At 70.8% G+C, this 12,144-nt stretch carries 11 protein-coding genes; 10 read left to right on the forward strand and 1 reads right to left on the reverse strand.

What is annotated here, in order from left to right; translation table 11 throughout:
* Positions 1–165 precede the first annotated feature (165 nt).
* The 6 genes from cobW to cobJ are packed head-to-tail and all read left to right on the forward strand — an operon-like array spanning position 166 to position 7,807.
* Positions 166–1,203 (forward strand): cobalamin biosynthesis protein CobW, encoded by a 1,038-nt coding sequence (gene cobW / locus AC1GI4_RS14690; RefSeq protein ID WP_479629988.1) that lies wholly within the window; start codon positions 166–168, stop codon positions 1,201–1,203.
* 5 nt (positions 1,204–1,208) lie between these two features.
* Complete coding sequence (gene cobN / locus AC1GI4_RS14695; protein ID WP_479629989.1) at positions 1,209–4,589, forward strand: cobaltochelatase subunit CobN; 3,381 nt, start codon at positions 1,209–1,211, stop codon at positions 4,587–4,589.
* The gene (locus tag AC1GI4_RS14700) at positions 4,586–5,710 is read left to right on the forward strand and encodes a cobalamin biosynthesis protein CobG (protein WP_479629990.1); all 1,125 of its coding nucleotides are present in this window, start codon (positions 4,586–4,588) and stop codon (positions 5,708–5,710) included. Before cobN ends, AC1GI4_RS14700 begins: the two co-directional genes overlap by 4 nt.
* Complete coding sequence (locus AC1GI4_RS14705) at positions 5,710–6,339, forward strand: precorrin-8X methylmutase (RefSeq protein WP_479630426.1); 630 nt, start codon at positions 5,710–5,712, stop codon at positions 6,337–6,339. Before AC1GI4_RS14700 ends, AC1GI4_RS14705 begins: the two co-directional genes overlap by 1 nt.
* On the forward strand, positions 6,336–7,061 hold the full coding sequence (cobI, locus tag AC1GI4_RS14710; protein WP_479629991.1) for a precorrin-2 C(20)-methyltransferase: 726 nt from the start codon (positions 6,336–6,338) through the stop codon (positions 7,059–7,061). The genes AC1GI4_RS14705 and cobI overlap by 4 nt, the downstream gene beginning before the upstream one ends.
* Positions 7,058–7,807 (forward strand): precorrin-3B C(17)-methyltransferase, encoded by a 750-nt coding sequence (cobJ, locus tag AC1GI4_RS14715; RefSeq protein ID WP_479629992.1) that lies wholly within the window; start codon positions 7,058–7,060, stop codon positions 7,805–7,807. Before cobI ends, cobJ begins: the two co-directional genes overlap by 4 nt.
* On the opposite strand, the gene AC1GI4_RS14720 is transcribed toward cobJ, so the two are convergent.
* A complete protein-coding gene (locus AC1GI4_RS14720) occupies positions 7,783–8,529 on the reverse strand; it encodes a cobalt-precorrin-6A reductase (RefSeq protein ID WP_479629993.1) in 747 nt (248 codons plus the stop codon). The two genes, cobJ and AC1GI4_RS14720, sit on opposite strands and share 25 nt — an antisense overlap.
* Here AC1GI4_RS14720 and cbiE point away from each other — a divergent pair.
* From cbiE to AC1GI4_RS14740, 4 genes are read left to right on the forward strand one after another with little or no spacing between them, the layout of a single operon-like run.
* Entirely contained in the window at positions 8,528–9,727 is a 1,200-nt protein-coding gene (gene cbiE / locus AC1GI4_RS14725; RefSeq protein ID WP_479629994.1) for a precorrin-6y C5,15-methyltransferase (decarboxylating) subunit CbiE, read from the forward strand. The two genes, AC1GI4_RS14720 and cbiE, sit on opposite strands and share 2 nt — an antisense overlap.
* The gene (locus AC1GI4_RS14730; protein ID WP_479629995.1) at positions 9,721–10,071 is read left to right on the forward strand and encodes a cobalamin biosynthesis protein; all 351 of its coding nucleotides are present in this window, start codon (positions 9,721–9,723) and stop codon (positions 10,069–10,071) included. Before cbiE ends, AC1GI4_RS14730 begins: the two co-directional genes overlap by 7 nt.
* Entirely contained in the window at positions 10,068–10,832 is a 765-nt protein-coding gene (cobM, locus tag AC1GI4_RS14735) for a precorrin-4 C(11)-methyltransferase (protein ID WP_433911242.1), read from the forward strand. Before AC1GI4_RS14730 ends, cobM begins: the two co-directional genes overlap by 4 nt.
* On the forward strand, positions 10,829–12,136 hold the full coding sequence (locus AC1GI4_RS14740; RefSeq protein WP_433911241.1) for a cobyrinic acid a,c-diamide synthase CobB: 1,308 nt from the start codon (positions 10,829–10,831) through the stop codon (positions 12,134–12,136). Before cobM ends, AC1GI4_RS14740 begins: the two co-directional genes overlap by 4 nt.
* Positions 12,137–12,144: the final 8 nt, after the last annotated feature.

Genomic DNA, 12,144 nt, shown 5'->3' on the forward strand with positions numbered 1-12,144 from the left:
GGGTGGTCGGGGCACGGTTCTCCGTCGGGGAGCGACGAAGCCATGCGGCCGGGGCCGCATCGGTCGCCGACCAGCGGGGCGGACGCATTACTCGCGCCCGTCCGTCACCGCTTTCGGCGATGGGCCCCGTCCGCGCTCGCTCGTCCGGCGCGTCGGAGAAACATCATGCGTGACCTCTCCAAGGTCCCCGTCACCATCGTCACCGGCTTTCTGGGCGCGGGGAAAACCACGCTCATCAGCCATCTGATCCGCAACGCGGGCGGCCGTCGCCTGGCGGTGGTCGTCAACGAGTTCGGCACTTTGGGCATCGATGGCGACATCCTGCAAAGCTGCGCCATCCCCGATTGCCCGGCGGAGAATATCGTCGAGCTGGCCAATGGCTGCATCTGCTGCACCGTCGCCGACGACTTCATCCCCACGGTCGAAAAGCTGCTGGCGATGGAGCCGCGCCCTGATCACATCCTGATCGAGACCTCGGGCCTGGCGCTGCCCAAGCCGCTGCTGAAGGCATTCGACTGGCCCGCCATCCGCTCGCGTATCACCGTCGACGGCGTGGTCGCGCTCGCGGATGCCGAGGCGGTCGCGGCGGGCCGCTTCGCCCCCGATCTCGATGCGGTGGAGGCGCAGCGTGCCGCCGACCCCAGCCTCGACCATGAAACCCCGCTGTCGGAGGTATTTGAGGACCAGCTGGCCTGCGCCGACATCGTCCTGCTGACCAAGGCGGACTTGGCCGGGCCGGAGGGCATCGCCAAGGCGCGCGCGATCATCGCCGCCGAGGCCCCGCGCCCGCTGCCGATGGTCGAGGCGGTCGACGGCATCGTCTCCGCCGAGATCGTGCTGGGCCTGGAGGCGGCGGCCGAGGACGACATCGCCGCGCGCCCCTCGCACCATGACGGCGCGGACGATCACGAGCATGACGATTTCGACAGCATCTCGGTAATGCTGGGCGAGGTGGAAAGCCCCGAGGCGATCGCCGCGCGTATCGTGACGCTGGCCGAGCAGCAGGATATTTTGCGCGTGAAGGGCTATGCCGCGGTCGCGGGCAAGCCGATGCGGCTGCTGGTCCAGGCGGTCGGCCGCCGCGTGCGCACCAGCTATGACCGGCCCTGGGGCGCAGGCGAGCCGCGTGGCACGCAGCTGGTCGTCATCGCCGAGCATAACCGGATCGACCGTTCGGCGATCGAGGCCGTGCTGAAGGGCTAAGGCCGGTGCATCTCGTCTTTCGCGAGAGCCATGGGCTGGAGGAACAGGCGGTTCCACAGGATCTGGGGCAGCGCCCCGGTGATGTGGTCGTCCTGTCCTTCTCCGACAGCGACCTCAGCGCCTTTGCGGCGGGCTGGCGGGCGGCGGGATTTCCCTGGTCGCTGCGGCTCGCCAATCTCGCGGCGCTGGTCCATCCGCTGTCGGTCGATACCTATGTCGAGCAGACTTTGGTGCATGCGAAGGCGATCCTGATCCGGCTAATCGGCGGGGCGGCGTATTGGGATTACGGCCTGCGCGAGGTCGAGCGGCTGGCCCGCGAGCGGGGCATCACGCTGGCGGTGCTGGCGGCCGATGGGCGCGAGGATCGGCGGTTGGCGGGGGCTTCCAACGTGGGGGAAGCGGTGGTGCGGCGGTTGACGGCGCTGTGCGATGCGGGTGGGGCAGGTGCGGCGGGTGTGGCTTTGCGTGAAATCGCGGCGTTGCCGTCCGTGGCCCTTGCCCCTCCCCAACCCCTCCCCCTGCCGGGAGAGGGGCTTTCAAGGGACGCGGTGACCCCAAGCACGCCCCTCCCGCAAGCGAGTTGCGGGTCGGCCATGCCCCCGGCATGGCCTGAACGATGCGGGGCATCGTTCACCCGCAACTGGGATGGGGGAGGGCCCTCTCCGCACGTAGCCCCGGTCGGAGGCTGGTCCCCAAACGGCGCATCATGCCCCGCCGCCGCCCTGCTAACCGCAACCCGCCCCCGCATCCTGATCGTCTTCTACCGCGCCTATCTCGCCGCCGCCGATCTGGAGCCGATCGCCGCCCTCCACGCCGCGCTGGAGGAACGCGGTTTCGACCCCATCGCCCTGTTCGTCCCCTCGCTGAAAGCCGAGGGTGCAGGCCCCTGGATCGCGCGCTGGGTCGGCGCACTCACGCCCGCCGCGATCGTCAACGCCACCGCCTTCTCCGCACGCGGCGAGGACGACACGATGCCGCTCGACGGGGCGGGCGTGCCGGTGTTCCAGGTCGCGCTCGCCACCAGCGACCGCGCGGGCTGGGAAGCCTCGGCGCGGGGGCTGTCGCCCGCCGACCTCGCCATGCATGTCGTCCTGCCCGAGATCGACGGACGCCTTTTCGCGGGCGTGGTCAGCTTCAAGCAGCCGGGCGAGCGCGACCCCGATTTCGACATCGCCCTGCGCCTCCACCGCGCCGAGCCCACCCGCATCGCGGCGGTCGCCGATCGGGTGGCGGGCTGGGCCAGGCTGGCGGCGACCCCGGCGGCGGAGCGGCGGCTGGCGATCCTGTTGTCCACCTATCCGGGCAAGGACTGGCAGGCGGCGCATGCGGTCGGGCTGGACGGATTCGCCTCGACGGCGGCGATCCTCGAAGATTTGGGTCAGGCGGGTTATGACGTGGCGTGCCCGGCCGATCTGCCCGAGGCGCTGATCCATAGCCGCATCGCATGGCCGGTCGCAGCCTATCGCGAGGCGCTGTCCACGCTGCCTGAAACCTTGCGCGCCGATCTTCTGGAAAGCTGGGGCGCGGTCGAGAACGATCCGCTGGTGGAGGGCGATGCCTTTCATTTCCCCGCGCTGGCGCTGGGCAAGGCGATCGTCGCGCTCCAGCCCGAACGCGGGCGGCGCGACGTACGCGCGGACGAATATCACGATCTTTCGCGCTGCCCGCGTCATTCCTATGTCGCCTTTTACCTCTGGCTCCGTGCGCAGACGATCGACGCGCTGGTTCATGTCGGTGCGCACGGCACGCTGGAATGGCTGCCCGGCAAGGCGGTCGCGCTGTCGGACGCCTGCTGGCCCGAGGCGTTGACCCGCGACTGGCCGGTCCTCTATCCCTTCATCGTCAACGATCCGGGCGAGGCGGCGCAGGCCAAACGCCGTCTGGGGGCCGTCACCATCGGCCATGTTCCCCCGGCTCTGGTCCAGGCCGGAACAGGCGCGGGGCTGGGGCGGCTGGAGGCGTTGCTCGACGAATACGCCAATGCCGATGGCCTCGACCCCGCCCGGCGCGACCGGCTGCGCGCGCTGATCGCCGAGGAGGCGGAGAGCGTCGGGCTGGGCGAGACGCTGGGGCTGGCGGGAGCCGAGGATCCGCTCGTCCGGATCGACGCCTTTGTCTGCGACGTGAAGGACAGCCAGTTCGGTGAGGGGCTGCATGTCTTCGGGCGCGGCGAGCAGGGGGCGGCTGAGCGCGCGGGGTTGCTCGCCGGGCTGAACGGTCAGCGGGTGGCGGCGGGGCCTTCGGGTTCGCCTTATCGCGGGCGCGCCGATGTGCTGCCCACGGGCCGCAACCTTTATGCGATCGACCCGCGCGCAGTGCCGAGCCGGGCGGCGCAAGCCCAGGGCGTGAAGCTCGCCGAGGAACTGCTTCGCCGCCACATGCAGGAGGAGGGCGATTATCTGCGCACCCTGATCGTCGATCTCTGGGGATCGGCGACGATGCGCACGGCGGGCGAGGAGTTCGCCATGGCGCTGCACCTGATCGGGGTCGAGCCGGTGTGGGACCATCGCTCCGAACGGGTGACGGGGTTCGAGGTGATGCCGCTGATGCGCTTCGACCGGCCGCGCGTCGATGTGACGCTGCGCGTGTCGGGGCTGTTCCGCGACGCCTTTCCGCATCTGGTCGCACTGTTCGGGCAGGCGGTGCGGGCGCTTGGCCAGCGTGACGAAGCGCCGGACTGGAATCCTTTCGTCGGGCAGGCGACCCCGCGCGTCTATGGCCCGGCGCCGGGGCGTTACGGCGTCGGGCTGGACCCGAATGCGGGTTACGACGAAGCGGCGCGGATCGAGGCGGGGCAGAGCTGGCTCGCCGCCTCGGCCACCGCGCTCGACGATGGCGACCGGCGCGACGCGGCTGGTATCGCCGCGCGGGTGGCGGGGGCGCAGGCCTTTGTCCATCTCCACGACCTGCCCGAAAGCGATCTGCTGCTGGCCGCCGATTATGCCGCGCATCAGGCGGGGTTTGCGGCGGCGCGCGCGGCGCTGGGGGAGGGGGCGGCGTCGCTCTATCATCTCGACACGCGCGATCCGGCCCATCCCAAGGCGCGGACGCTGGCCGAGGAGATCGCCCGCACCGTCCATGCCCGCGTCGCGAACCCACGCTGGGTCGAGGGGATGATGCGCCACGGCTTTCGGGGCGCTGCCGAGATCGCGACGACGCTCGACCATCTGGGCAGCTTTGCGCATTTGGCCGACGCGGTGCCCGCCGCGCTGATCGACCTCTATTGGGATGCAACGCTGGCGCAGGACACGGTGCGCGACTTCATGGCGCAGGCGAATCCGGCGGCGCTGGCGGCGATGGAGGCGCGCTTCGCGGCGCTTCACAAGGCGGGACTGTGGCGGACGCGGCGCAACTCGGTGCTGGCGATGCTGGACGGCGACGCATGAGCGGCTTCGTCGTTAAGGGCTGGTGCCCCGATGCGTTCCGGCCGATGATGGCGGGCGACGGCCTGCTGGTTCGCGTCCGCCCGCCGCTGGGGCGGTTGGCCGCCGCGCAGGTCGAGGGGCTGTGCGAGGTGGCCAACGCCCATGGCAATGGCCAGATCGACCTGACGGCGCGCGCCAATCTGCAACTGCGCGGCGTGACCGAGAAGGGCTGGCCCGTGCTGCTCGAAGAATTGCAGGCGCTGGGGCTGGTCGATCCCGATCCGGTGCGCGAGGGGCGGGGCGCGATCCTGGTCGATCCCGCGTGGCGCGAGGGCGACGACACGTACGGCATCGCCACCGAACTGCGCGCGCGGCTGGCTGAATTGCCCGCGCTGCCGGGCAAGGTCGGCTTTGTCGTCGATGCGGGCGCGCGGCCGATGCTGAGCGACGCGCCCGGGGATTTCCGTATCGAGCGGGCGGCGACTGGCGGCCTGCTGCTGCGCGCCGATGGGCGGGCGACCGGTGTCGCCACGTCGCGCGAGGATGCGGTCGACGCCCTGATCCGGCTGGCCCACTGGTTCGTCGCGAGCGGGGGGCAGGCGGCGGGGCGGATGGCTCGGCATGGCGCGACCCTGCCAAAATGGGCATCGGGTGCGGTGTCGTCCGCCCCCGCCGGTGAATCGCTGCGACCCGGTGCGCATCCGATGGGGGCGGTCTATGGCTTGCCTTTCGGGCGCATCGACGCCGCAGAGCTTGCCGCCTTCGTTCGCACGCATCGCGTGGCGCTTCGCCTGACGCCGTGGCGGATGCTTCTGGCCGGGGGAATGGCCCCGGCGCCTGCCGCCGCCATGGTCCTGGAAGACGCGCCCATCCTCCATGTCGATGCCTGTGTCGGCGCGCCCGCCTGTCCGCAGGCCAGCGTCGCGACCCGCGATCTGGCCGCCCGTCTCGCCCCGCTCGTCACCGGCCGCCTGCACATATCGGGTTGCGCGAAGGGCTGCGCACGGGCACGGGCGGCGGACTGGGTGCTGACCGGGCGGGAGGGGGCTTTCGACCTGGCCCGCAACGCCCGCGCCGGGGCCGCGCCCCTTCACACCGGATTGACGCCCGAGCGGGCGGTCGCGCTTCTCGGAGCCTGTTGATGCCCTATACGTACGAAACCGACGGCGCGGCGATCTATCGCCAGTCCTTCGCCATCATCCGCGCCGAGGCGGAGCTGGCCCGCTTCGACGCGGAGGAGGAGCCGGTCGCGGTGCGCATGATCCATGCCGCCGGGCTGGTCGAACTCGCGCCCTCGATCCACTTCTCAAGCGGTTTCGCGGTGGCGGGGCGGCAGGCGCTGGCGAATGGTACGGCGATCCTGTGCGACGCGCACATGGTCAGCGAAGGGGTCACGCGCACGCGCCTGCCCGCCGACAATCCGGTGATCTGCACGCTGCGCGATCCCGCCGTGCCCGCCCTTGCCAGGGAGATGGGCACGACCCGCTCGGCCGCCGCGCTGGAGCTGTGGCGGCCGCATCTGGCGGGGGCGCTGGTGGCGATCGGCAATGCGCCGACCGCGCTGTTCCATCTGCTGACCATGCTGGAGGACCCGACATGCCCTCGCCCGGCGGCGATCATCGGCTGTCCGGTCGGTTTCGTCGGCGCGATGGAGTCGAAGGATGCGCTGTGGGAGGCGCAGCCCGTGCCGTGCGCCATCGTCAAGGGCCGCCCCGGCGGCAGCGCGATCACGGTGGCGGCGATCAACGCGCTGGCGAGCCGCGCCGAATGACGGGAACCGTTCACGGTGTCGGCCTGGGGCCGGGCGCGGCGGACCTGATGAGCGTGCGCGCCGACCGGCTGGTGCGCGGGGCCCGGCATGTCGCCTATTTTCGTAAAAGCGGACGGCGCGGCCACGCGCGCACCATCGTCGAGGGAATGCTGCGGGCCGACGTGGTCGAATATCCGATGGACTATCCGGTCACGACCGAAATCCTGTTCACCGATCCGCGCTACAATGAATGCCTGTCCGCCTTCTATGCGGAGTGCACCGCGCATATCCTGTCGCTCGTTCAAAGCGGCGAGGATGTCGTCGTGCTGTGCGAGGGCGATCCGTTCTTCTACGGCTCTTTCATGCACCTTTACAGCAGGTTGAAGGACCAGGTGCCTGTCGCGGTCGTGCCCGGCATCACCGGCATGTCAGGGGCCTGGACCGCCAGCGGCGCGCCGATCACCTGGGGCGACGATGTGCTGACGGTGGCGATGGCGACCCTGCCCGAGGACGAGCTGACCCGCCGCATCGCCCAGACCGACGCGCTGGTCGTCATGAAGATCGGCCGCCACCTGCCCAAGCTGCGCCGCGCCATCGCGGCGGCGGGGCGGACGGATCAGGCGTGGCTGGTCGAACATGCCGCCCAGGCTGGCGAGCGCGTGCGGCGGCTGAGCGAGGTCGAGGACGCGCCCGCCCCCTATTTCTCGATCGCGCTGATCCACGGCCAGGGGCGGCGGCCATGAGCGGCTGGCTGATCGTCGCGGGGCTGGGGCCGGGCGCGGAGGCGATGGTGACGCCCGAAGTGTCGGCGGCGCTGGCCGAGGCAACCGATGTCGTCGGCTATATCCCCTATGTCGCGCGCGTGCCCGAGCGGCCCGGCCTGACCCGCCATGCCAGCGACAACCGGGTCGAGCGCGACCGGGCGCTCCATGCGCTGGAGATGGCGGAGGCGGGGCGGCGGGTGGTCGTTGTATCGTCAGGCGATCCGGGGGTGTTTGCGATGGCGGCGGCGATTTTCGAGCGGGTGGAGGAAGACCCCGCCCGCTGGCACGACCTCGATATCCGCGTCCTGCCCGGCATCACCGCGATGCTGGCCGCGAGTGCGCGCGCGGGCGCGCCGCTGGGCCATGATTTCTGCGCGATCAACCTGTCCGACAACCTCAAGCCCCAGGCGCTGATCGAGCGGCGGCTGGCGCTGGCGGCGGAGGCGGATTTCGCCATCGCGCTCTACAATCCCCGGTCCAAGGCGCGGCCCGATGCGCTCGATGCCGCCTTCGCGCTGCTCCGCGAAACGTGCGGCGACGACCGCCCGGTGCTGTTCGCGCGCGCCGTCTCGACGCCCGAAGAAGCCCTGCGCATCGTGCCGTTGCCGCAAGCGCGCGGGGACATGGCCGATATGCGCACCGTCGTCATCATCGGGTCGAGCCGCACGCGCATGATCCCGCATGCCGGACGGCCGATCCTCTACACCCCCCGGACGGCGCCGTGATCCAGCCAGTCGAGCACCGCCGCGACGCTGCCCACTTGCGGGCGGGGCGGGATGAAGGGGCGGTCGATCATCACGACCGGCAGGCCGAGTTCACGTGCCGCGTCGAGCTTCGCCCGTGCGCCGGAGCCTCCGGCGTTCTTGGCGACCACCATTTGGATCCGGTGCTCGCGCAACAGGGCCAGTTCGCCCGCCAGCGTGAAGGGACCGCGATCGACCACCAGTCGGTGGTTCGGAAAATTGGCGGGCTCCGCCGCATCGACGAAGCGCAACAGGTAGAAATGCTGCGCAGCATGCGTGAAGTCCCCGATCGTCTGGCGACCAAGAGCCAAGAAGACACGCGCCGGTTCGGTGTCGAGTGCGGTCACCGCTTCGCCTGTGTTGGCCACGCGCGTCCAGCGGTCGCCGGGACCCTCCACCCATTCGGGCCGGGTCAGCGCGAGAAGGGGGACGCCCACCGCCGTCGCCGCCGCCATCGCATTGGCACTGATCCGCGCGGCGAAGGGATGGGTGGCGTCGACCAGATGGGTCATGCCCTCGCGCATCATGTAAGCGGCCAGCCCCTCGACACCGCCGAATCCGCCCACGCGCGTCGGAATAGCCTGCGCGCGCGGAGCCTCGGTGCGGCCCGCATAGCTCAGCACCGCGCGTTCGCCGCGCGCCGCCAGCGCGGTCGCCAAAGCGCTCGCTTCGGTCGTGCCGCCGAGCAGAAGGATGTGGCGCATGGCTGACTCCGAACCCTGGCTGACGATCGTCGGCATCGGCGAGGATGGCTGGGACGGCCTGACCGCCCCCGCGCGCGCCGCGATCCTGACCGCCGATAGCGTGATGGGCGCAGCCCGTCACCTGTCGCTGCTGGCCGAACAGGGCCGGGCGGAGCGGATCGTCTGGCCGGTGCCCTTTGCCGATGGCGTTCCCATGCTGCTCGAACGGCGTGGGCAAAGGGTGGTGATGCTCGCCTCGGGCGATCCCTTCTGGTTCGGGGCGGGGACGGTGGTGACTCGTCACCTGGAGCCGGACGAGTGGGTCGCCTATCCGGCGCCGTCCACCCTGTCGCTGGCGGCGGTGCGGCTGGGCTGGCCGACCGAGACGATCCAGAGCGTCGGACTTCACGCCCGCCCGATCGAGACGCTCCGCCCGCATCTGGCACCCGGCCAGCGGATATTGGCGCTGATGCGCGACGGGGCGTCGGTGACGGGGCTTGCGGCATGGCTGGCCGAACAGGGCTTCGGCGACAGCGTGCTTACCGTGCTGGAGGCGCTTGGCGGGCCGCGTGAGCGGGTGCGCGCCTGCACGGCGGATGCGCTCGACTGGACGGATATCGCCCATCCGGTCGCGGTGGCTATCGAGCCTGCGGGCTCGGGCCGGATCTTGCCCCGCGCAAGCGGACTGGACGATGACTGGTTCGCGCATGACGGACAGATCACCAAGCGCCCCGTTCGCGCGCTGGCGCTCTCCGCGCTCGCCCCGCGACCCGGCGAACTGTTGTGGGACATCGGCACCGGATCGGGATCGGTCGCGATCGAATGGCTGCTCAGCGACCCGACCACCCACGCCATCGGTTTCGAGCGGGACCCCGCGCGCCTGGCCCGCGCCGCCGCCAATGCGGCACGACTGGGGCTGGCACGGCTGGAACTGGTCGAGGGCGATGCGGTGGCCCAGCTGGCCGAGCGCCCGCATCCCGATGCGGTGTTCGTCGGCGGCGGCCTGTCGCGGCCGCTGGTCGACGCGCTGCGGACGCTGCCGCGCTGTCGCCTGGTCGCCCATGCCGTCACGCTGGAGACCGAGGCGCTGCTCGCCGAATGTCATGCGCGATATGGCGGCGAGCTGCTGCGCATCGAACTGGCTCATGCCCGACCGCTCGGCACGAAGCGCGGGTGGAAGGCGAGTTATCCCATCGTTCAATGGCGGGTCGCATGGTGATCGCCGGATTCGGATGCCGGGCGGAGGCGACGGCGGAGTCCTTCCGCAGCGCGCTGGCGGCGACGGGCATGCGCCCGGATGCGCTCGCCGTGCCCGCCGATCGCGTAGCGGTGATCGCGCCATTTGCCGAGGGGATGGCCGTCCATTCGATCGCTGCCGATCTGCTGCAAGATATCGACACCCCGACCCGCTCGACCGTCAGCATGACCGCGCGCGGCGTGGGCAGTGTCGCCGAAGCCGTGGCGCTCGCCGCCGCTGGATCCGGCGCGCGGATCGTCGTTACCCGTGTAATTTCCTCCGACCGCATGGCGACCTGCGCCATCGCCCAGGGACCTGAATCATGACCGTCCACTTCATCGGCGCCGGACCCGGTGCCCCCGACCTGCTGACCTTGCGCGGCCGCGACCTGATCGCCGCCTGCCCGGTTTGCCTCTATGCCGGATCGCTGGTGCCGGAGGCGGTGCTGGCGCACTGCCCGCCGGGTGCCAGGATCGTGAACACCGCGCCGATGACGCTCGACGAGATCATGGCCGAAATCTCGGAGGCCCATGCCAAAGGCCAGGACGTCGCCCGGCTCCACTCGGGCGACCTGTCGGTGTGGTCGGCGATGGGTGAGCAGGTCCGGCGCTTGCGTGAACTGGGCATCCCCGTCTCGGTGACGCCCGGCGTGCCGTCCTTCGCGGCGGCGGCGGCGGTGCTGGAGAGCGAGTTGACCCTGCCCGGCATCGCCCAGTCGGTGATCCTAACCCGCACGCCGGGCCGCGCCAGCGCCATGCCGGAGGGTGAATCGCTGGCCGCCTTTGCCGCGACCGGCGCGACGCTGGCCATTCACCTGTCGATCCACAATCTCGCCAAGGTCGTCGCCGACCTGACCCCGCATTACGGCGCGGATTGCCCGGTCGCGATCGTCTGGCGTGCCAGTTGGCCCGAGCAGCGGATCGTCCGCGCGACGCTTTCCACCATCGAGCAGGCCGCCGCCGACGGGCCGGAGCGAACCGCGCTGATCCTCGTCGGCCGCGTACTTGCCTCCAGCGATTTCGCCGAGAGCCGTTTGTATGCCGAGGGCTATGACCGCCGCTACCGCCCGGGGAACAGCCTGACATGACGCCGGGATTGATGATCGCCGCGCCCGCTTCGGGCACGGGCAAGACCACCGTGATGCTGGGCCTGCTCCGCGCGTTTCGGGATGCGGGACTCCGCGTCCAGCCGTTCAAGAGCGGTCCCGATTATATCGACCCCGCCTTTCACCGCGCGGCGTGCGGGCGGGCGTCGTTCAACCTCGATGGCTGGGCGATGCCCGCCGCGCTGCTCGATACGCTGGGCCAGCGCGGGGCGGATGCCGACCTGATGCTGGCAGAAGGCTCGATGGGGCTGTTCGACGGCGTCGCCAAGCCCGGCGCGACCGGCATGGGCAGCAGCGCGGAGACGGCCAGGCGTATGGGCTGGCCGGTGATCCTGGTCATCGACGTGTCGGGACAGGCGCAGTCGGCGGCGGCGACGGCGCTGGGGTTTGCACGCTACGACCCGGAATTGCGGGTGGCGGGGGTGATCCTGAACCGCGTGGCGAGCCCGCGTCATGAGCGGCTGGCAAAGCTGGGTTTTGAGGAGATCGGCCTGCCGGTCTTCGGCGCGCTGCCCCGTCGCGGCGATCTGGTCCTGCCCGAGCGGCATCTGGGGCTGGTGCAGGCGGTCGAGCATCCCGAACTCGACCGGCTGATCGGCGATTATGCCGCGTTCCTCGCGGCGCATGTCGATCTGGAGGCGGTGCGCGCGGCGGCCTATGCAAAGCCCGCCATGCCCATGTCCGGCACGCTTCCGCCAGCACCCGCCCAGCGGATCGCGCTGGCACAGGATGCGGCCTTTTCCTTCGTCTATCCGCACATGCTGGAGGGCTGGCGCGCAGGGGGGGCGGAGATTTTGCCCTTCTCGCCGCTCGCCGACGAAGCCCCCGACGCCTCGGCCGATCTGGTGTGGCTGCCCGGCGGCTATCCCGAGCTTCACGCCGGGCGGCTGGCGGCGGCGGAGACGTTCCGCGCCGGGCTCGCCGCCCATGCCGCGACCAAGCCGATCCATGGCGAGTGCGGCGGCTATATGGCGCTGGGTGAGGCGCTGATCGATGCGGAAGGCGTCAGTCACCGGATGGCCGGGCTGCTCGGCCTCGTCACCAGCTATGCCAGGCGGAAAATGCACCTCGGCTATCGCCGCGCGATCCTGCTCGGCGAGGTGGCGGGGATGCCCGAAGGCGCGGTGCTGGGCGGGCATGAGTTCCATTACTCGACCGTGCTCGAACAACCCGACGAAGCGCTCGCCCATGTCGTCGATGCGCAAGGCGAGGCGGTGCCGGAGACCGGGTCGCGGCGAGGGGCCGTGACCGGCACATTCTTCCATCTGGTGGCGCGCTGGTGGTGAGCGGGGTG

The organism is Sphingomonas sp. 77B, from assembly GCF_056497825.1.